The organism is Bacillus sp. TH30 (assembly GCF_016650875.1).
GTDB classification, from domain to species: domain Bacteria; phylum Bacillota; class Bacilli; order Bacillales; family Bacillaceae_G; genus Bacillus_A; species Bacillus_A mycoides.
In genome coordinates, this window is record NZ_JAEKEY010000002.1 from 2,447,501 (window position 1) to 2,468,514 (window position 21,014).

The window sequence follows — 21,014 nt, forward strand, 5'->3', positions numbered from 1 at the left end:
TTGCAAGTTCACGCGCTTCTTCTACACTCATTGGATTCCAGAAATCTGCTCCAGAGTGTTGCTTAATTGCATCTACCATATGAAGACGTGTCCATTCTGGCTCTAGATTAATTTCATAATCACCATATTGGATTGTTGTTGTACCCAATACTTTTTTCGCGATATGAGCAACCATATTTTCTGTTAGTTTCATAATATCATTATAATCAGCGTACGCTTCATATAATTCAATCATCGTAAACTCAGGGTTATGACGAGTTGATACACCCTCATTACGGAATACACGGCCGATCTCATAAACCTTTTCTAATCCACCCACAATAAGACGTTTTAAATGAAGTTCAATTGCGATACGCATATATAATTCCATATCTAACGCATTATGGTGTGTAGTGAAAGGACGAGCAGACGCTCCACCTGCAATCGCGTGCATCATAGGCGTTTCCACTTCAAGATAACCGTTGTCATCTAAATATCTTCTCATTTCACGAATGATTTTACTACGGGTAACGAACGTTTCACGGCTTTCCATACTTGTAATTAAGTCCAAGTAACGTTGACGATAGCGTTGTTCAACATCTTTTAATCCATGGTATTTATCCGGTAATGGACGAAGGGATTTCGTTAAAAGTGTAAATCCTATTGCTTTTACTGAAAGTTCTCCAACGTTTGTTTTGAACACTTTACCTTCAATACCTACTAAGTCACCTAAATCTGCTGTCGTAAATAACTCGTACTCTTCATCTCCAACAGTATCTTTACGAACATAAATTTGAACTTGCCCCTGTAAATCTTGAATATGCGCAAATCCCGCTTTTCCTTTACCGCGTTTTGTCATAATACGACCAGCGATAGAAACAGTGATTTCTTTCTCTTCTAATTCTTCTTTAGAGAATTCTCCATATAGACTTACTAAGTCAGTTGTTGAATTTGTGCGTTCAAATCGTTTACCGAACGGATCGATTCCTTGCTCACGTAAATTATGTAGCTTTTCACGACGAACAAGCAATTGGTCGTTTAATTCTTCGTGGTTCATGTTATCCATGATATTAATATCACTCCAGCTCTATTAATTTTTACAATATATACAGTATAGCATTTTCTACTCAACTAGAAAAACTGCCAGCAACTAACTGGCAGTTCTTCTTTCTTTCACGTAATTATAGGAAGTGTATAGAAGAATGTCAATCTCCTATGCCCCCTTATTAACCAACATAAATTGTTTGTTGTTTCGCTTCTACTTCTTCTACAAATGCACCTAATACATTCGCAAGGTCTTCACGTGTGTCGCAAGTATTGATACCATTACGCACACTCGCATTACCACGAACACCTTTTAAATACCAAGCTGCATGCTTTCTCATCTCTCTTACGGCAACATTTTCGTTCTTTAAATCGATAAGACGATCTAGATGCAACATACATACATCAATTTTCTCACGCACTGTTGGTTCCGGCATTAACTCACCTGTCTCTAAATACTTTACCGTACGATAAATCATCCACGGATCTCCAAGAGCAGCGCGACCAATCATAACACCATCTACACCAATTTCATCAAGCATACGCTTTGCATCTTGTGGTGTTTCGACATCACCATTTCCGATAACCGGAATATTTACAGCCTGCTTTACTTGTTTAATAATATTCCAATCCGCTTTACCTTCATACATTTGCACTCGTGTACGCCCATGAACAGCTATCGCTTGTCCACCAGCACGCTCAACAGCTCTAGCATTTTCTATTGCGAAAATATGTTCTTCATCCCAACCAATACGCATTTTAACTGTAACTGGCTTTTCAACAGCATCTACAACCGCCGCTACCATCTCATATATTTTATTTGGGTCTAAAAGCCACTTTGCTCCTGCATCACACTTAGTGATTTTCGGTACTGGGCACCCCATATTAATATCAATAATGTCTGCTGTCGTATATTTATCTACGTATTTCGCAGCATCTACAAGAGTTTCTTTCTCTCCACCAAAAATTTGTAAACTTAATGGCTTTTCTCTCTCATCGATATATAACATATCTAATGTTCTTTTGTTATTAAGTAATATTGCCTTATCACTTACCATTTCAGCACAAACTAAACCTGCACCAAATTCTTTTACCGTCAAACGGAATGCAGAGTTACACACTCCCGCCATCGGTGCTAGTACAACTGGATTTTTCATCTCAATATTTGCAATCTTTAACACCCGACTTACTCCTTCCTTTACGGTCACTTTGGCATCAATTCGTCTATTGAAACGTTTAATGTTTTAGCGACTTCTACTACAAAATCTTGGGAAGGTGATCTATTGCCCCTCTCAACTTCACCTAAAACCGATACAGATACCCCTAATTCTTTCGCAAAACCTTCTTGCGTATAGCCTTTTAGCTTTCGAAAAGCACGAATGCGTCTTCCCCATTTTTCTGCTTCCATACCGTTACTCCCTCTCGCCTTTTCATTTCTTCTACTTGTGAACGTGAAATGTCTTGTTTTATATCTTGATTGATTTCTAACAACGGAACGATAACAAAAGCTCTTTCGAACATCCGCGGATGCGGAACAATAAGATTCTCTGCTTCAATATTTTCTTGATTATATAGTAAAATGTCAAGGTCGATGGTCCTCGGGCCCCATCTAATTTCCCTTTTTCTTCCTAGGTCATTCTCTACCCTTTGTGTTACTTTCAATAATTCTTGCGGTGATAAATTGGTAGAAATTTTTATAACTAAATTTAAAAAGCAATTTTGGTCAGTATAGCCAACCGGATCAGTTTCATATACAGACGAAACATCATCAACTTGGATATGCTGGTTTTTATTTAAAAACTGAATCGCTTCAGTTAAATAAGTATAACGCTCCCCAATATTGGAACCTAATGCAATGTACGCTATATTATTCATGGACGCTCTCTCGTAATTTCTACCGCTACAGCACGATAATGTCCTGGTATCGGCGGATCCGGTTTAATTACCTTAATTGTACACCGTGAAATACTCTCATATTGTTTCAATATATCTGTAGCGATATTTTCAGCGATACTCTCTACAAGCTTATACGTTCTATCTTCAACAACTTTTCTACACAGCTCAAAAAGTTCCCCGTAATTGACAGAATGCTCTAAGTCGTCACTTTCTCCTGCGCGTTTTAAATCCAACTCCACCGTTAAATCTACTTTAAATCTCTGACCTAATTTATTCTCTTCTGGGAATACACCATGATAACCGTAAAACTCCATATCATGGATATAAATTTTATCCAATTACTTTACCCCCTTACCAATCATCGCGTCCATCATCTTAGCCATACGCGCCATTTCTTTCACATCATGAACACGGATAAACTCACAGCCCTTTTCAATACCAAGACAAACGGTAGCTCCCGTTCCTTCAAGACGTTCCTCCACTGGTAAATCTAACACATGGCCAATAAAGGACTTTCTTGAAGTACCTAAGAGAACTGGGTAACCCAGTACATTTAACTGTTCTAAATTGCGCATCGCTTCTAAATTTTGCTCAGGTGTTTTCGCAAAACCGATACCTGGGTCTAAAATAATATTCTCATCTCGCACACCAGCATCTTTAGCAATTTTAATACTTTCATACAAATCAGCAATCATATCGGCCATTAAATTGCGGTAATTCATATTATCTCGGTTATGCATTAAGATAATGGGCACATCATAATAGGCTGCAACTTCAGCAATCCTCGGTTCCGCCTTCGCTCCCCAAATATCATTAATAATATGAGCACCAGCTTCAATCGCTTGTTTCGCAACCTCAGCTTTATACGTATCAATAGAAATAGGTAGCTTTACTTCTTTTGACACTGCCTGAATCATTGGAACAACTCGCTTTATTTCCTCTTCTACTGAAACTTTAGCGAAACCCGGACGGGTAGATTCGCCGCCAATATCAATAATATGGGCACCTTCACTTTTCATTTCTTTCGCATGTCGCACCGCAGCATCTACTTCGTTGTAACTCCCACCATCAGAAAATGAATCTGGCGTTACATTTAAAATCCCCATAATTAATGTCTTTTCATTTAAGTTCAATGTATATTCGCCGCAGCGCAAATCATAATCCCACTTCAAACTACACATCTCCTCTTCGCAATTCATTTCTGCTCCACAATTTCTCTCTCTGCACTCCATAAAGATCCATAAGTCTTTTTGTAACCACTCCCACTTTACCCGGGAAATCTTTCTCCTCTATACGATAAAGGGGGACAATCTCTTGAATAGAGTTCGTTACGAACACTTCATCCGCTGAAAGCAATTCATCTTTTGTAAAGAAACCTTCCTTTACTTCTATATCTAGCTCTTCAGCAGCCTTTATAATAAACGCACGAGTGATTCCGTTTAAAATCCCTGTTTCTAATGAAGGAGTATATAAAATATCTCCTTTAACAAAAAAGAGATTCGAAACAATACCCTCTGCAACATAACCTGTTTCGGTAAGAAAAATACCTTCCTTATTCACAACATTTCCAATTTCGCGTTTCCCTAAAATATTATTTAAATAATGATGGGACTTCAAGCGAAATGCACCCTCTGGTGTATTTCTCACTTGCTTTAAAATAACTCCTTCTTTTTCCACTACATTCCCTGGAGCTGCTAAAGGTTTTATAAAAACAATAACAGACGGTTCTTCATATACTTCCGTTTGTAATCCTATTTCATCTATACCCGCCGATACATTTAAGCGCACATATGCATGCTTTAACCCATTCTTAACAAGTAGATTCTTTAAAATAAGCATCACTTCATCTTTTGTCATTGTCCATTTGATTTGCAATATATTGAGCGCATCCATTAAGCGTTCATAATGATCATCCAATAAAAAGAGATGACCATTATAAATACGAAATGTCTCAAAAACCCCAAGTCCATATAGGTAACCGTGGTCATAAGGAGAAATTTTCGCTTCACTCGCTTCTACATACGCGCCATTTACGTAAATTAACACGATGTCACACTTGGGCTATATTTGCGAATGAAATTCTGTAGCAATTCTTTCCCGTGAGAAGTCATAATAGATTCCGGATGGAATTGTACCCCTTCAATCGGCAACGTTTTATGACGAAGCGCCATAATTTCACCTTCTTCAGTCCAAGATGTTATCTCTAAACAATTCGGTAACGTCTCTTTTTTAACGATAAGAGAGTGATAACGTGTCGCGGTAAATGGATTTGGGATATCAGAAAAAATCGTCTGCCCATCATGATGCATTAAAGATGTTTTTCCATGCATCAAACGCTCTGCCCTGACAACATCCCCTCCAAATACTTGTGCAATTGATTGATGTCCAAGACAGACCCCAAAAATCGGAAGCTTACCTGCAAAATATTTAATAACATCCATACTGATTCCCGCCTCATTAGGACTACATGGACCTGGCGAAATCATTAAAAAATCCGGTTTCATATTCTCAATATCCGAAATAGTAACTTCATCATTACGCCTAACAACAAGCTCTTGTCCAAGTTCTCCAAGAAACTGCACTAAATTAAATGTAAAAGAATCATAATTATCAATCATTAATATCATTTCTCTCACCTAACCGTTTCTTCGCTACTTTCTTTTGCACGCCATAAAGCGATTGCTTTTTTTAACGACTCTTTATATTCATTTTTTGGATTTGAATCAATTACAATACCCGCTCCAGCTTGCACATGCGCTTGTCCATCTTTAGCAAGTAGTGTTCGGATTACAATATTCAATTCCGTATCTCCAGAATAACCAATCCAACCAATTGACCCTGTATAAATTCCTCGGCGAACAGGTTCTAATTCTTCAATAATTTCCATCGTACGTATTTTCGGGGCACCGGTAATTGTCCCACCAGGAAATACAGCCTTCACCAAATCGAAAGCATCTTTATCTGCTTCCACCTCACCACGCACATTAGAAACAATATGCATAACGTGTGAGTATTTTTCAATCACCATAAATTCATCTACTTCAACAGTGCCATATTTACAAACCCGGCCCAAGTCATTTCGTTCTAAATCCACAAGCATTACATGCTCTGCTCTTTCCTTTTCATTTTCAATTAATTCTTTCGCTAATTCTTCATCCTCTTGCTCACTTGCTCCTCGAGAGCGCGTACCAGCAATCGGTCTTGTACTCACTTCTTTTCCTTGCTTTTTAATTAGCAATTCAGGCGAAGCACTAACAATTTGAAAATCTCCAAACTCCAAGTAACCCATATATGGAGATGGATTAATTTCACGAAGACTTGTATATATTTCTAGTGGATGTGTTTGTAATGTTCTTTCTTGTCTTGTCGACAAGTTTACTTGAAACACATCACCCGCTCCAATATATTCTTGAATACGTTCAACGGCCTTCATAAAGCCCTCTTCCGTAAAAGCGACTGCTTCATTTTTCTTTTCAGGAGATTCAAACGGCATAGTCACTTCGGGGGCTCCTTTCATCCAAAGACCCTTCCATTCATTTAATCGTTCTTCTGCCTCTTCACACTCATCTACATAATGCGTAATAATCCATAATACTCTCTCCTGTTGATCATACACAAACACGTCATCAAATAACAAAAAGAATATGTCAGGTATATTAATATCATCCTTCGCAAGAGAAGAAAGTTTTTCAATATAACGGATACAATCATAACTAAAGTATCCAATTGCCCCACCCTGAAAAGGTGGGTACTCCGGATTATAATCCGTTTTCCATTTCTCCATATACGCTTGCATTAAATCTAACGGATTCCCTCGCTTTATTGTTTCCTTACCACTTTCACTTATATGTAACGTCTCATTCTTACCCTGAATTACCGCTACTGGATCCAGCCCAACAATATTATAACGACCACCACGTCCACTTTCTAACAAAATATGTTGCGGCTTATCCTGAGAAAGAAATTTATATTGCTTAAAGAAATCTAACTGATATGGAATAGAAAGCGCTAAAGATTTTCTTCGTTGCATATCAACACCCCGTCTTCTGTTATCCCACCCTCTTAAGCCAATCAAATCAAACTACATAAAATTATTTATATAGAGAATGATTATACTTGAGGGCTAGTGAAAATAAATTAATTATACTACTTCTTATTTTACATGAAGTTTTCTAGTCATTCACTCTTTTCCTTTTTCCAATCAAAAAAGAAAAAGCATCCTTTTTTAAGGATGCTTTTCAAATCACATTCACTTATGACTCAAATTGATAAAGTGGTGTACTTAAATAACGTTCACCGTTACTTGGGATAATAACAAGTACCTTTTTCCCTTTACCTAATTTCTTCGCAACTTCTGTCGCTGCATAAACGACTGCTCCCGAAGAGATACCAACTAAAATACCTTCTTCTTTAGCCACTCTTCTCGCATATTCGAACGCTTGCTCCGTTTTCACTTGAATAATTTCATCATATACCTCTACATCCAATGTCTCCGGAACAAACCCCGCTCCAATTCCTTGAATCTTATGTGGTCCTGGCTTTCCACCAGATAATACTGGTGAATCCGCAGGTTCTACCGCGTAAATTTTGATATCTTTATAAGCCTCTTTCAGCACTTCACCAGCACCCGTAATTGTTCCACCTGTACCAATACCTGCGATAAACGCATCTAATTGATCACCCATCTGTTCAACAATTTCTGGACCTGTTGTTATACGATGGATTTCTGGATTCGCTTGATTTTGGAACTGTTGTGGTATAAAGTACCCATGTTCTTCTGCTAATTCAGTTGCCTTTCGAATTGCTCCGCCCATTCCTTCAGGTCCTGGAGTCAATACTAATTCAGCACCGTAAGCGCGTAATAAATTACGACGCTCAATACTCATTGTTTCTGGCATTACTAAAATTGCCTTATATCCTTTAGCAGCTGCTACCATCGCTAAGCCAATACCTGTGTTACCACTTGTCGGCTCAATGATTGTATCGCCCTCTTTTAATAATCCTTTATTTTCAGCATCTTCAATCATAGCTAACGCGATACGATCTTTAACACTGCTCCCCGGATTCATAAATTCTAATTTTAAATATACATCTGCGCTGTCTGATTCTACGATGCGGTTCAACTTAACGATCGGCGTTTTCCCGATTAATTCTGAAACTGATTGTGCCACTCGCATTCCTGTCACTCCTAACACCGAGTATTTTTATTGGTTTTATCTATATTTAGATTTTGTCAGAAAATTCCCTGTTTGTCAATCTATTTGGGCGGCTGATTCTCCACCTAAACTTCTTTATTACAGCTTCTCAATTAGACTTGTAATATCTTCTTTAGCGAATTTATGTCGTTCATTACAGAAGTGACAGTGAACTTCCGTCTCTTCTTCTTCTGCACGAATTTGTTCTAACTCCGCTTTACCTAAACTAATTAGCACACTTTCAATACGCTCACGTGAACATGTACAATTAAATTGAACATCCATTGTTTCTAGCACTTTCACTTTATCTTCTCCAAGCACTTCATACAGTAATTCTTCTGGAGAAAGACCTTGTTCGATTAATTGTGATACCGGCGGGATTTGTTGAAGACGCTCTTCAATAAATGAAATTGTTTCTTCCTGCGCACCTGGCATAATTTGAAGAATGAATCCACCCGCCGCTAATACGCTATCATCTCCATTTACAAGAACACCAACACCTACAGAAGAAGGTGTCTGCTCAGAAACCGCGAAATAATATGTGAAATCTTCCCCTAGTTCTCCTGAAACAATGGGAGATTGACCAATAAACGGTTCACGCATACCGATATCTTTAATTACCGTTACAAATCCTTCTGTACCTACCGCTTGATATACACGTAATTTTCCTTGTTCCGTTCCTTCAAAATCAACATGCGGATTCGTTACATAACCACGTACATCCCCATTTGCATGAGCATCGACTAAGATAGGACCAATCGGGCCGTTACCCTCTACTTTAATCGTTAACTTCTGCTCGCCTTTTAACATAGCACCCATCATTGTACCCGCAGTTAAAGAACGACCAAGTGCCGCTGAAGCTGTTCTCCATGTATCATGACGCTTTTGCGCCTCACTTACTGTATTTGTTGTACGTACACTATAAGCACGAACCTCTCCATTAAACGCTAACGCTTTTACTAAATAATCTTTCATACTTATTTATTCACCCTTCTCATGTTGTAAATTTGCATTACGCTCATATAACATATACAAACCTTTTAACGTTAAAAACGGATCTACAATATCAATTACATTTGATTCTTCTGAAATTAATTTTGCTAATCCACCTGTTGCAATAACTTTCGGTTCCTGCTTAGCTTCTTCCTTCATACGCTTAACAATACCTTCCACTTGTCCAACGTATCCATAAAGAATACCTGATTGCATTGCACTTACTGTATTCTTCCCGATAACACTACCCGGTTTTGTAATTTCAATACGAGGAAGCTTTGCTGCCCTGCTATATAAAGCCTCTGCCGAAATCATAATTCCTGGCGTAATGACGCCACCCATATAATGCTTCTCTTCGTTAATATAACAATATGTAGTAGCCGTACCAAAATCAACAATAATAAGCGGACTTCCATATAAGTGGATTCCTGCTACTGCATTTACAATTCGGTCCGCGCCTACTTCACGTGGATTTTCATATTTAATATTCAAGCCAGTTTTTATCCCAGGCCCCACTACAAGCGGTTTAATTTTAAAATACTTTTCACACATACGCTCTAAAGCGAACATAATTGGCGGTACGACTGAAGACACAATAATACCTTTCACATCTTCAAAAGAAAGACCTTCATGCTCAAGTAACTGCTTTACAAGCATCCCATACTCATCTTCTGTTTTATGACGATCTGTTTCCATGCGCCAATGCTGACGAAGTTCTCCCTCTTCAAACACACCTAGTACCGCATTTGTGTTCCCTACATCCAATACAAAAATCATATTCTCACCACTTATCTTATTTAATCTATATTTGCGCAGTATGTATAAAACTTATAAAAACATCATATCACACATACTTATATAATCAGTTTTTCTATACTCATCATTGTACAAAAAGATTACTCTCTATTTCAATTTTTAATACTAGTTTCATTCAATTTTTTTTGCCACTTAAATTCATTCCACAAAAAAAAGGAGTGACTATTGTCACTCCTTTTTTTCTTACTTATCTTCTGTATCTTCATCGTCTTTCTTCATATTGATGTTTACTTTCACATCATCTGAAGATGTTGGACGCTCAGGTAATCTGCCATAATCATATAAATGATTAATTTGCTCTGCATCTAATGTTTCTACTTCAAGTAACGTTTTCGCGATAATATCAAGCTTATCTCGTTTTTCAGTAAGAATTTGTTTCGCACGAGCATAACAGTCTTTAATAATTATTTGCATTTCCACATCAATTTCATGCGCGATTGCATCACTGTAGTTTTGTTCTGAATGGAAGTCTCTTCCTAAGAATACCTGACCACCTTGTGAGCTACCAAATTGCATCGGTCCAAGCTTATCACTCATCCCGAATTCTGTAACCATACGTCTTGCAATACCAGTCGCACGTTGGAAGTCGTTGTGAGCACCTGTACTTGCTTCACCAAATACAATCTCCTCAGCTACTCGACCACCAAGTAAACCAGTGATTTTATCAAGTAACTCTGGTTTTGTCATGAAGTAACGATCTTCCTTCGGAAGCATTACCGCATATCCACCAGCTTGACCACGAGGGACAATTGTTACTTTATGAACGATATCTGCTTCATCAAGGACAACACCAATTACAGTATGGCCGGCCTCATGGAATGCAACGATATTACGTTCTTTTTCAGAGATAACGCGACTTTTCTTAGCTGGACCTGCAATAACACGATCCGTCGCTTCATCGATGTCACTCATATCAATTTTCTTCTTATCTTGACGCGCAGCTACTAAAGCAGCTTCGTTTAATAAGTTTTCAAGATCGGCACCAGAGAATCCTGGTGTACGAGTTGCAATTGCTCTTAAGTTGACATTCTCATCAAGCGGTTTATTACGAGCGTGTACCTTAAGTACAGCTTCACGACCATTTACATCTGGACGATCTACTGTAATTTGACGGTCAAAACGACCTGGACGTAATAACGCTGGATCAAGAATATCAGGACGGTTTGTCGCAGCGATGATAATAATACCTTCATTTGCACCGAATCCATCCATTTCAACAAGCAATTGGTTCAACGTTTGTTCACGCTCATCATGACCACCGCCAAGACCCGCGCCACGTTGACGTCCTACTGCATCAATTTCATCAATGAAAATGATACAAGGAGCATTTTTCTTTGCATTTTCAAATAAATCACGTACACGGGATGCACCGACACCGACGAACATCTCTACGAAGTCAGAACCACTAATAGAGAAGAACGGAACGCCTGCTTCACCTGCAACAGCACGTGCTAGTAAAGTTTTACCTGTACCTGGAGGTCCCACTAATAGAACACCCTTCGGAATACGGGCACCAACTTCAGCGAACTTACGAGGGTCTTTCAAGAATTCAACTACCTCAACAAGTTCTTGTTTCTCTTCATCCGCTCCAGCAACATCTCTGAAACGAATTTTTTTCTTTTCATCATTGTATAGCTTCGCCTTACTTTTCCCGAAGTTCATAACACGGCTACCGCCGCCCTGAGCTTGGTTTAATAAGAAGAAGAATAAAATGAAGATAATGACAAACGGAATGATAGAAGTAAAGAACGTTACCCAAGCACTTGTTTCTTCTGCTGGTTGATACTTAACTTCAGCCCCTTGCGCTTTATCATTAATTTTCTTTTGTAATTCCTCAGTATTTGGTGCATAAGTAACAAATTGTTCTCCTTGGCTAGAAGTCTTGAATTGTCCCTTTACCTCAAACACACCATTTTTCGGTTGAAGCTGCACATTACGCACTTCACCTTTTTCAAGTTGAGTAATGAATTTATCGTAGCTAACTGATGTCGTTTTTTGCGTCGAACCATTAAAATAGCTCACGATTCCAATTACTACTAAGAATATCAGTAAATAAAAGATGGTATTACGGAAGATACGATTCATTCCTAACCTCCTCTCACGGCATAAACACTATAGTAAATCGTAACATAAAAAAAATTTCCTATACAATTGTAACGCCTATATTTAATTAATTTGAGTAAACACTTGGTTTTAATACTCCTACATAAGGAAGATTACGGTACTGCTCTTTATAATCTAATCCATATCCTACAACAAATTCATGAGGAACAGTAAATCCAACATAATCTGCTTTCAGATCAACCTTACGGCCTGTTGGCTTATCTAATAAAGTAACAATTTTTACAGATTTCGCTTTACGATATTTAAACAGATCCACTAAATAGCTTAGTGTAAGACCGCTATCAATAATATCTTCAACGATTAAAATATCGCGACCTTCTACCGAAGTATCAAGATCTTTTAAGATTTTTACTTCGCCTGTCGAAACTGTAGAGTGACCGTAGCTAGATACAGCCATAAAATCCATTTCAAGATATGTATCTGTTCTCTTTAATAAATCTGCCATAAATGGCATTGCACCCTTTAGTACACCAATCGCAAGAGGTACTGTATTTTTGTAATCCTCTGCAATAACTGCACCTAGTTCGTGCACCTTTTCTTGTATTTGTTCTTCAGAAATTAATACTTTTTCGATATCTTGATTCATCATTTCATTATCCTCCCGGAAGACTCCTTGCTTTTGTAGTGAATAATCATGTATTTACCCTTCTTTGCTAGCTCTTTCGAAGTAGCAAACGCAGATCGTTTCAACAAGGGTACCCAAATAATATTTCCACTTGCGTCACAAACGATCGGCCATTCTTCTCTTTTTTCTTTTGGTACTTTCGCTTCGATAAAAACAGCTTTTATCTTTTTTGTACCATCCATACCTTGCATTGACATGCGATCTCCATTTTCCCTAGACCGAATACGAAGTGGATACGATATATCATTATACTTAGCAACAAATACTGTTTCATTCATGTTACTCGGTATATCTTCGCTCACCTCTGTTACAAGTTTATCCCCATTCGGCAATATAATTGTCCCAGGTACTGATAAATCTTGCGAAAAAGGAGAAACAATTTCTTGTTTAAATCCAAAACCACATTCTTCGTATGTGCGAACAATTTTCAAACCACCTGGAAAATCTAGTGAACCTGAAGGTTGTGCCCGCTTAAAAAATTCAATCACCTTGTCAATATGTATAGAAGAAAGCGAAGATGGAATCTTATATTCATAAAGATAGTTTAATATTAGTTGAATCCCTCTTCTTTGTAAAGGCATAGACATGGATTCAAAGGCAGGAATTGATAAGCTAATTTGTTTATCGCTTTTTTTTGTAATTACTTTATTCATTTTCTCAAAAGCTAATTCCTGCAAATAAGCCTCATCCTCTTGCATCTGCACGCTAAATTTTTGAAATTTCTCATGCATTTGTGGATTTTCTTCTTTCAAATAAGGAAGGACATATTTACGTAATCGATTCCTTGTATATACTTCTTTTTTATTACTCGGATCTATACGCGGAATAACTTTTAATTTATTACAGTAATCAACAATTTCTTCCTTAGTTACCCCAAGTAACGGCCTAATTAAATATCCATTATGAAAAGATCGCTTCACTGCAATTCCTGCGTATCCTTTCGGAGTACTCCCTCGTACAAGGCGCATTAAAATCGTCTCTACTTGATCATCTCCATGGTGACCAAGAGCTACATACCTCGCATCATATTTCTTCATTATTCTTTCCAAAAATGCATATCTGCATTCTCTAGCTGCAACTTGTGCATTCATTCCATATTGCTGTTGATATTGCGACACATTAATCCTTAGCGTTTCACAAATAACTCCTAGCTCTTTGCAAAGACCCTGTACAAACTGTAAATCCTCATAAGATTCATTACCTCTAAACATATGGTCCACATGTGCTACTACAATTTCTAGCTGTTTTTCTGCCCTTTTTTCTAACAAATAATATAAAAGAGCCAAAGAGTCAGGACCACCAGAAACCCCTACAACAATTGTTGAATGTTTCTTTAATACATCATGCTGCTTTACAAAGTCATCTACTTTTTCAACAAATGCATCTTTCAACTTCGCAATCACCTTTCATTAAACAAGAACAACAACATTAGTTACCTTGTATATAATGGTACAACTTTTACAAACATTGTGCAAAAAAAAGATGTACAAAATCCATATTTTTATCTTACATCCCTCCTGTATATTTAACAAAGTAATCACATTACCTTTTTAATCAAAAAAACCTAGGCATCTACCTAGGTTTTTTGATTATTTTATTGCGCCTGCATTCCTACTATTGGAATCGTAGCCCACTTCGGCATATTTTTCTTTACTTTCGCCACCACAATAGTCATATCATCATTTATATAACCATCACCAGAGCGAATTACTTCTTCCATAATAATATCAGCGATTTCCTGTGGGTCCTCTGTTTGTAGTTCTTTAATTTTACGTTTTATCCATAATTCGTGATTCTCCACATGTTGCGCTCCCTCAAAGATGCCGTCACTCATCATGATAAGAAGATCACCCGTTTTTAATTGCTCACCAACCACATCAACTTCAACATCTTCAATGATTCCCATCGGCAAATTACTTGCCTCAATTTTCAAAATATTATTTCCGCGTTTAACAAAACTCGGCGTCGATCCAATCTTTAAAAACTTCGCACTCGCATCCCGTAAATCTACCATAGCCAAGTCAAGCGTTGTATACATCTCCTCTGTCGTCCTTAAAGAAAGAATCGAATTGATGGACTTAATCGCTATTTCTTCATCAATACCTGATTGAAGTATCTTTTGTAATAATTTTACCGTTTCCCTACTCTCCATATGAGCCCTTTGTCCATTTCCCATACCATCACTAATCGCAAGTGCATATTTACCAACGCTCAAATCCATCATCGCGTAGGAATCACCTGAAATAAACCCACCACCTTTTGCAGCTGTGGCCAATCCTGTATCAAGAGAATACGTCTTCGCTGAACCAAATGATATTAAACTGTGCCCATTTGGATATGAGGATTTCTCTTCATGCTTAACGACGATATTCTCTTTTAAAATATCTGAAAGCATTGGAGCAACCAACTTCTCACATTCCCCATGTTCATTAGATGCAGCCGGAATCAACATTTCAATATCAATACTTCCTCTATCTAAACAATAAATATCAACATGCTCCACTTCGACACCAAAATCACGAAACGCTTGTAAAATTTGCTCCTCCTGCGCTTGATGGTTCTCTCTTTCTCGTTGTATCTCCTTAGCGAAATCCTCCATCACTTTTGATACACCTAGTAATTGCTCCGCTACAATTCTACGATTTTCCTTCATTTGTTTTCTTAATTTCTGCCCCTCATAGAAGTGATCTAATTCACCCGCTACTAAATCCGTTACTTTCTTCCCTCTCACACAATGCTTGTCCCATTCACGAACTAACTTCCGATTATGCTGCAGCGTTCCTTCTTCTGTTTCACTCATTATTTGTTTCATATAATCGTATGTTTTATCAAAATTAACTACCCAACATTGATCCTTCTTAAAGCATGTTTGACATGTTTTTGCAGTAATTGTACTTAAAAATAAATCAGCTTCTGTTTCTTTATCTTCCTCCTCCACATACCCGTATACAGAAAAGCTATTAGACAAAGCAGCAAATACATTAGCAAATTGATTGATTTTGTTTGCTGTAACATCGCGCACTCTTCTTAAATATTGTTGTTGATCCTGTGAATGTTCCTGTGTACCCGGCATAAATTTAGCAATACGATCCATAACAAGCTTCGGTGTTAATAAGAAGAAAACAATCGCTACACCAGATTCAATTAAAGTTGTTACAATACTTGTTTGCTTGTCTACATATAATGTAATTAAGCTTGTACCAATTAATAAACCTAAACTAACTCCTATACGCTTCCCTTCTTTTAACAATCCCCCAAGCAATCCTGAAAAGGCAAGGAGACTAAGTTGAGACAAGCTCGCCACATTTGCTAAACTTAATATTAACCCAGTGACAACTCCTACCGTGGACCCTGTAGCTGCCCCTGCAATAAAGGCAAATACTAATACTAAATATCTAGTGAAAATATGTTGAATAGAAGCATCATAAACAAACCAATCCGTTGTGCCCGTTAAAACAGATGCTAGTAATATAATTAAACAAACAATTTCTTCTGTTTCTAACGCTTGTTGCTTCCCTTTCCTTTCCACTAAAAGCGGAACACTTTGTAAAAATATCATCGTTAATACGAAGCTAAGCCCCGCTTCGATCGTACTGACGAGCAGATCATACATGGTGACGGTTTGCTGTGCAAAATATACAACAACTAAATGTGCGGTTAATGCGGAGATAAATACTTGGAATGGTACAAGTCCAACAGTTTTACGTGTAAACCGACTAAAGAAGATATTATAAATAAAGAAGGTAAAGATAGATGCAAAAGTAAAAAATAAATTATCTATTGAAACTGAAAGTGCTCCCCCCATTAGGGCTAAGAACGCGAGCGGCATTTTATCTCGCTTCATAACATAAACAGCAGCAAAAAACGGCAATGCAAACGGTAAAATGTTTGTTAATATATATGCTCGTCCCAAAAGAAAACCAATAACAGCAATAATGAATCCCCATCTAAAGAAAACTTTTTCAAACTTCATTCGCAACTTACTCGTCCACTTTATTGTTCCTAGCTGACTTTCATTCATCGCCAATGCACTTGTATTCATAGTATTCCTTCCTGCTTTAGGCATATTTTTAACACCACCTGCATAGTTTAATTACTGTTATTATAAAAGATGATTATTGGTTTTTTTGTCAAAACAACAGTTTTGACTTTTATAATCGTTCGACTTTTTATTCGAAATAAATCTACATATATACATAGTATTTAATTTATTTAAAGTGAGTTGAAAGAATGTTCAGAAAATATAGGGTGATTTTGTAGAAGTATTGTACGTCTTAATTTATATTTAACAAAAAAAGACCATGCAAATTTGCATGATCTTTTTAGATGACCCGTACGGGATTCGAACCCGTGTTACCGCCGTGAAAGGGCGGTGTCTTAACCACTTGACCAACGGGCCGTTAAATTAAATATAGCGGCGGAGGGGATCGAACCCCCGACCTCACGGGTATGAACCGTACGCTCTAGCCAGCTGAGCTACACCGCCATGTCGTCGTATTTAACGGACAATTAGTATATTACATCAGATATATTTTAAAGTCAATACATCTCAAAAACTTTTTTAAAAATATATTCTCTCACATAAAAAAGTACCCGAGTAATTACTCTGGGTACCTCTCTATATGTTAAGAATTAAACGGACTTATTATCCGCGACGTGCGCCACGGCCACCACGTTTAGATTCTGTGTTACGCTTTAAAGAAGTTAAACGATCTTCACTATCTTTTAAAAAGCGTGCCATCTTTTGCTCAAATGTTTCTTTTGGAGCTCGTTCGTTACCGCCACCGCGGTTATCTCTGTTGGAAGAACGATTATTACGTTGTGGACGTCCAGAACGTTGTTGATCACCACCACGTTGGTATTCACCACGTGGACGATCTCCTTCTGTTTTTTCACGTTCTTTCGCTTTCTTAATAGATAGGCCAATTTTGCCATCTTTTTCAACATTGATAACTTTTACTTCTACTTGGTCGCCTACTTTTAAGTGATCGTTAATATCTTTCACATAATTATCAGCAACTTCACTAATATGAACAAGACCTGTTAAGCCTTCTGGCAGCTCCACAAAAGCCCCAAAATTTGTAATACCTGTTACTTTACCCTGTAACTTGCTGCCTACCTCGATTGACATAAAAAAAATGCTCCTCCTTAGTGGTTAAAAAGTCAAATTTTACTTTATTATATATAATCCTAAAATGTAGTGTCAATAAGACATACTCTACTTAGAAACAGGAAAAATTATCTCCCCTTTTCCGGAGAAGAAATAATCCCTTCTAGCAATCTTTAAAACGTACTCTTCATCATTCAACTTTTGAACTTCATCTTTTAGATTCTTTTCTTTTTTCGTTAATGAATCCAGTTCTTTTTTCATGTCCTTAACTTTTGCTTCTTTTGCTTTAATGGAACTGTTTTGTTGATAAAACGTCACACTAATACTAGCAATAATTGTAAAAGCAAAGACAAGAAAAACCGCTAAACGGCGATAAAGTCGCTTCCTGTTCTCATCCGTTTGTATTATATGTTCTTTAACAGGATTTGGACTCTGTTTGTCGATTGTTCTTTGTCTCAGTTCCCTCATTTCCGAGGTCCCCCTAACTTCTTTTTTATACGCACCCATAATTGGAAGATATGTCCCTTCAATTTTGCTACATATTGCAGGAACCCTACATGCTTCATTATAAAAAGTTTAACACGATTAGGGAGAAGTTTCCATATGAGCGAAGCAATAAACCGAACAGGCGAGAAAAAAACTTTCCATATGAAAAGTAATATCCAAATCACCATTTTCCATAACACATGTCCAATTGAAAGCAGTATACGAAATAAGAATAATATAAATGCAATAAATAGCTGTGCTATAATAATAACAGGTTTTATCATGAGTAGCTGTATAATTCGAACAAAAAATTGTGTTGTTTGTACAAAAATATAGATGAGAAAATTTAACATCTTCATGTATAGTGCTTTCAATAAGCTTTGATATGCTGCAAAACCACATAGTAACGCCAAAAATACATATATACGTAGTTCGGCTTCATTTACACGCAGTAATACATAAAAAACGAATAATGCTTGGACAATCCAAAATAGTATATCATGTATAAATACAAGCCAACGTTTACGCTCTTGGCGTTTTAAAAACCGTTGGTATGTATCTAAAGAAGCACCAATCCAAGCACCCATTCCAATCATCGAAAGCATTGTATACAACTGAATTGTTAGGCTCATTTAAACAGCTTACTAAAGAAGCCTTTAGTTTTCTCCCCTTGGTTCTCATCAATATACAGCATTTCATGAACTTTCCCTTTAATTGATACAACACCCTTTTCTACATCTAAATTCTTCATTTGCAAATTTTGACCACGAATTGTTAAAAAACCCATTACAGTCTCGAGTAAAAACTCTTCGCTATCAAAACTCTCTACTTGCTTTACACCAGTAATATCGATTACACGCCTGCCACGCATGATAATATCATGCTCTACAGAAACATTTTGTTGATTAGAAGACATAGGTGAGTAACCATTATTCACGAAAATCCCCCCATAGCTTTATACTAGCTAATAGTAATGTATGAAGGGCTAACCTATTTTAGAACAAGCCTTCTTCCGCTTTCACTTTTTCCTCACGAACGAGACTATACATGTTTGCTGCATCTTCTTTTTTAGTTGTTTCTTTCAATTCATTTACTTTCACAGTTACTATTTTTTGCCCGAAACGAATTGTTAATTCATCCTCTACCTTCACATCTGAACTCGCTTTTGCCACTTGGCCATTAATCGAAATTCTTCCTTGGTCAGACACTTCTTTTGCTAATGTTCTTCTTTTAATTAAACGTGATACTTTCAAAAATTTATCTAGACGCATATCAAATCCCCCTATTAACGCTCTGTTTGTTTTGCCTCTTCCCATAAAATATCTAACTTTTCTAATGATAAATCTTGCATTTCCTTATTCATTTCAGCTACTTTTGCTTCCATGTATAAAAAGCGATCCATAAATTTCTCATTAGTTGAACGTAACGCTTCTTCTGGATCTAATTTATAATGACGAGCTATATTCACAAATGCAAATAGTAAATCACCAAATTCACCTAGCATCTTTTTCTCATCCATGTTTACAACTTCTTGTTGGAATTCTTGCCATTCTTCTAAGGCCTTCTCTATCATCGGCTGCACATCAACCCAATCAAATCCAACCTTTCCAGCTTTCTTCTGAATTTCATAAGCACGCATTAGTTGTGGCAAGCTTTTTGGAATACCCGCTAAAACAGATTCTTTCACGAATCCCTTTTCTTGTTTTTTAATTTCTTCCCAATTTGCAATCACTTCATCAGCATTATTTACATCCGTATCCCCAAACACATGCGGATGACGACGAACCATTTTCTCAGCTAAAGTCCGAATAATATCATCTATAGAGAACCAACCTTCATCCTCTCCAATTTGGGCATGAAGCATAACTTGTAATAATATATCACCTAGTTCTTCTACTAAATGATCATCATCCTCTTCATCAATTGCTTCTAGCACTTCATACGCTTCTTCAATTAAGTATTTCTTTAAAGATTGATGAGTTTGCTTTTTATCCCATGGGCAACCATTCGGTCCACGAAGATCAGCAATAATTGCTCTAAGCACATCAAACTGCTGATATAAGGACGCACGTTCCTTAACTGGCGGTACATACACACTCGTTAAATTATTTAATTCTGTTTCGTGATCTAACATGTATAACGATACCTTTTTCACTTGCTCGAATGAAGTCCCTGCAGCTGTTACGATATACACTTCGTAATCATCTGGCAAAATCTCCATTAACGTTAGCTTCACATCTGAAGCAACGAATGCATCATACACTTGGCAAAAGATTAAATGTTGACGTAATTCTAATTGTCCTCTTTCAAATGATGTAGCATCAATTAATTGGAACCCTTCAATCGGATCAATTTTTAGACTTGCAAACATCGGATCAAGGAAACTTTGTCCACCTTCAATTCGCACTTCAATATTTGCTGCTTCTCCTTTTTCCAAAAGTAGCTGAACTGTTCTTTCTGCTACAAGCGGATGACCTGGAACAGCATAAATAATTTCTGCGCCTTTAGCTTGTTCTAACAATGTATTCGCAATTGTTTCATATACGATTTCAAATGTATCATGTGCCTCATATACATTATCAAAGGCCGTATACTTTATAGCTTCTTTCTCCAATTCTTCTATAACTGGGTGTTCCTTCGTTCTAACAAACATATGGTCCGCTTCTTTTATCTTTCGATATACACCCATCGTTAACTGATCTAACTCACCAGCACCTAATCCTAAAATAGTAATGATTCCACTCAC

At 37.2% G+C, this 21,014-nt stretch carries 22 protein-coding genes and 2 tRNA genes (1 of these 24 cut by a window edge); all 24 read right to left on the reverse strand.

Going from position 1 to position 21,014, the window contains the following annotated elements; translation table 11 throughout:
• A protein-coding gene (gene lysS, locus JFU20_RS14740; protein ID WP_002009709.1) for a lysine--tRNA ligase crosses the window boundary here: on the reverse strand, nucleotides 1-1,045 show its 5' portion. Its footprint begins 455 nt before the window's first position; 1,045 of the gene's 1,500 nt are visible here — the first part of the coding sequence; it begins with the start codon at nucleotides 1,043-1,045; its stop codon lies off the left edge, out of view.
• Nucleotides 1,046-1,205: 160 nt separating this feature from the next.
• A complete protein-coding gene (gene dusB / locus JFU20_RS14745) occupies nucleotides 1,206-2,204 on the reverse strand; it encodes a tRNA dihydrouridine synthase DusB (protein WP_002009708.1) in 999 nt (332 codons plus the stop codon).
• A gap of 23 nt (nucleotides 2,205-2,227) precedes the next feature.
• Complete coding sequence (locus JFU20_RS14750; protein ID WP_002009706.1) at nucleotides 2,228-2,431, reverse strand: helix-turn-helix domain-containing protein; 204 nt, start codon at nucleotides 2,429-2,431, stop codon at nucleotides 2,228-2,230.
• The gene (gene folK / locus JFU20_RS14755) at nucleotides 2,383-2,898 is read right to left on the reverse strand and encodes a 2-amino-4-hydroxy-6-hydroxymethyldihydropteridine diphosphokinase (protein WP_002138868.1); all 516 of its coding nucleotides are present in this window, start codon (nucleotides 2,896-2,898) and stop codon (nucleotides 2,383-2,385) included. The genes JFU20_RS14750 and folK overlap by 49 nt, the downstream gene beginning before the upstream one ends.
• Nucleotides 2,895-3,257 carry a dihydroneopterin aldolase gene (gene folB / locus JFU20_RS14760; RefSeq protein ID WP_000358063.1) on the reverse strand — a complete coding sequence of 121 codons (363 nt, stop codon included), beginning with the start codon at nucleotides 3,255-3,257 and terminating at the stop codon, nucleotides 2,895-2,897. Before folB ends, folK begins: the two co-directional genes overlap by 4 nt.
• On the reverse strand, nucleotides 3,258-4,118 hold the full coding sequence (folP, locus tag JFU20_RS14765; RefSeq protein WP_002091558.1) for a dihydropteroate synthase: 861 nt from the start codon (nucleotides 4,116-4,118) through the stop codon (nucleotides 3,258-3,260).
• Nucleotides 4,093-4,965 carry an aminodeoxychorismate lyase gene (gene pabC, locus JFU20_RS14770; protein ID WP_002166362.1) on the reverse strand — a complete coding sequence of 291 codons (873 nt, stop codon included), beginning with the start codon at nucleotides 4,963-4,965 and terminating at the stop codon, nucleotides 4,093-4,095. Before pabC ends, folP begins: the two co-directional genes overlap by 26 nt.
• Nucleotides 4,959-5,546, reverse strand: coding sequence for an aminodeoxychorismate/anthranilate synthase component II (gene pabA, locus JFU20_RS14775; RefSeq protein WP_002029312.1), 588 nt, complete (start codon nucleotides 5,544-5,546; stop codon nucleotides 4,959-4,961). The genes pabC and pabA overlap by 7 nt, the downstream gene beginning before the upstream one ends.
• A 5-nt stretch (nucleotides 5,547-5,551) precedes the next feature.
• Complete coding sequence (gene trpE, locus JFU20_RS14780) at nucleotides 5,552-6,949, reverse strand: anthranilate synthase component I (RefSeq protein ID WP_002009697.1); 1,398 nt, start codon at nucleotides 6,947-6,949, stop codon at nucleotides 5,552-5,554.
• Between the two features lie 223 nt (nucleotides 6,950-7,172).
• Nucleotides 7,173-8,096: a cysteine synthase A gene (cysK, locus tag JFU20_RS14785; RefSeq protein ID WP_002130221.1), complete on the reverse strand. Its 924-nt coding sequence runs from the start codon at nucleotides 8,094-8,096 to the stop codon at nucleotides 7,173-7,175.
• Nucleotides 8,097-8,213: 117 nt separating this feature from the next.
• Complete coding sequence (gene hslO / locus JFU20_RS14790; protein ID WP_002009693.1) at nucleotides 8,214-9,089, reverse strand: redox-regulated molecular chaperone HslO; 876 nt, start codon at nucleotides 9,087-9,089, stop codon at nucleotides 8,214-8,216.
• Between the two features lie 6 nt (nucleotides 9,090-9,095).
• Nucleotides 9,096-9,884 carry a type III pantothenate kinase gene (locus JFU20_RS14795; protein WP_002009692.1) on the reverse strand — a complete coding sequence of 263 codons (789 nt, stop codon included), beginning with the start codon at nucleotides 9,882-9,884 and terminating at the stop codon, nucleotides 9,096-9,098.
• A 222-nt stretch (nucleotides 9,885-10,106) separates the two neighbouring features.
• Nucleotides 10,107-12,008, reverse strand: a complete 1,902-nt coding sequence (ftsH, locus tag JFU20_RS14800) for an ATP-dependent zinc metalloprotease FtsH (protein WP_002091565.1) — start codon at nucleotides 12,006-12,008, stop codon at nucleotides 10,107-10,109.
• Nucleotides 12,009-12,093: 85 nt separating this feature from the next.
• On the reverse strand, nucleotides 12,094-12,636 hold the full coding sequence (gene hpt, locus JFU20_RS14805) for a hypoxanthine phosphoribosyltransferase (protein ID WP_002124550.1): 543 nt from the start codon (nucleotides 12,634-12,636) through the stop codon (nucleotides 12,094-12,096).
• A complete protein-coding gene (gene tilS, locus JFU20_RS14810; protein ID WP_002107305.1) occupies nucleotides 12,633-14,063 on the reverse strand; it encodes a tRNA lysidine(34) synthetase TilS in 1,431 nt (476 codons plus the stop codon). The genes hpt and tilS overlap by 4 nt, the downstream gene beginning before the upstream one ends.
• A 203-nt stretch (nucleotides 14,064-14,266) precedes the next feature.
• On the reverse strand, nucleotides 14,267-16,738 hold the full coding sequence (spoIIE, locus tag JFU20_RS14815) for a stage II sporulation protein E (protein WP_002091571.1): 2,472 nt from the start codon (nucleotides 16,736-16,738) through the stop codon (nucleotides 14,267-14,269).
• Nucleotides 16,739-16,999: 261 nt separating this feature from the next.
• Nucleotides 17,000-17,071, reverse strand: a tRNA-Glu gene (locus JFU20_RS14820).
• A 13-nt stretch (nucleotides 17,072-17,084) separates the two neighbouring features.
• A tRNA-Met gene (locus JFU20_RS14825) sits at nucleotides 17,085-17,158 on the reverse strand.
• 159 nt (nucleotides 17,159-17,317) lie between these two features.
• A complete protein-coding gene (locus JFU20_RS14830) occupies nucleotides 17,318-17,803 on the reverse strand; it encodes a S1 domain-containing RNA-binding protein (RefSeq protein WP_002009683.1) in 486 nt (161 codons plus the stop codon).
• Between the two features lie 87 nt (nucleotides 17,804-17,890).
• Nucleotides 17,891-18,250, reverse strand: a complete 360-nt coding sequence (gene divIC / locus JFU20_RS14835) for a cell division protein DivIC (protein ID WP_002091572.1) — start codon at nucleotides 18,248-18,250, stop codon at nucleotides 17,891-17,893.
• Nucleotides 18,247-18,900 carry a spore cortex biosynthesis protein YabQ gene (yabQ, locus tag JFU20_RS14840; RefSeq protein ID WP_002091573.1) on the reverse strand — a complete coding sequence of 218 codons (654 nt, stop codon included), beginning with the start codon at nucleotides 18,898-18,900 and terminating at the stop codon, nucleotides 18,247-18,249. The genes divIC and yabQ overlap by 4 nt, the downstream gene beginning before the upstream one ends.
• The gene (yabP, locus tag JFU20_RS14845; RefSeq protein ID WP_001059101.1) at nucleotides 18,897-19,205 is read right to left on the reverse strand and encodes a sporulation protein YabP; all 309 of its coding nucleotides are present in this window, start codon (nucleotides 19,203-19,205) and stop codon (nucleotides 18,897-18,899) included. Before yabP ends, yabQ begins: the two co-directional genes overlap by 4 nt.
• Before the next feature lie 58 nt (nucleotides 19,206-19,263).
• Nucleotides 19,264-19,539, reverse strand: coding sequence for an RNA-binding S4 domain-containing protein (locus JFU20_RS14850; RefSeq protein WP_002009677.1), 276 nt, complete (start codon nucleotides 19,537-19,539; stop codon nucleotides 19,264-19,266).
• Nucleotides 19,540-19,553: 14 nt separating this feature from the next.
• Nucleotides 19,554-21,014, reverse strand: a complete 1,461-nt coding sequence (yabN, locus tag JFU20_RS14855) for a bifunctional methyltransferase/pyrophosphohydrolase YabN (RefSeq protein WP_201038709.1) — start codon at nucleotides 21,012-21,014, stop codon at nucleotides 19,554-19,556.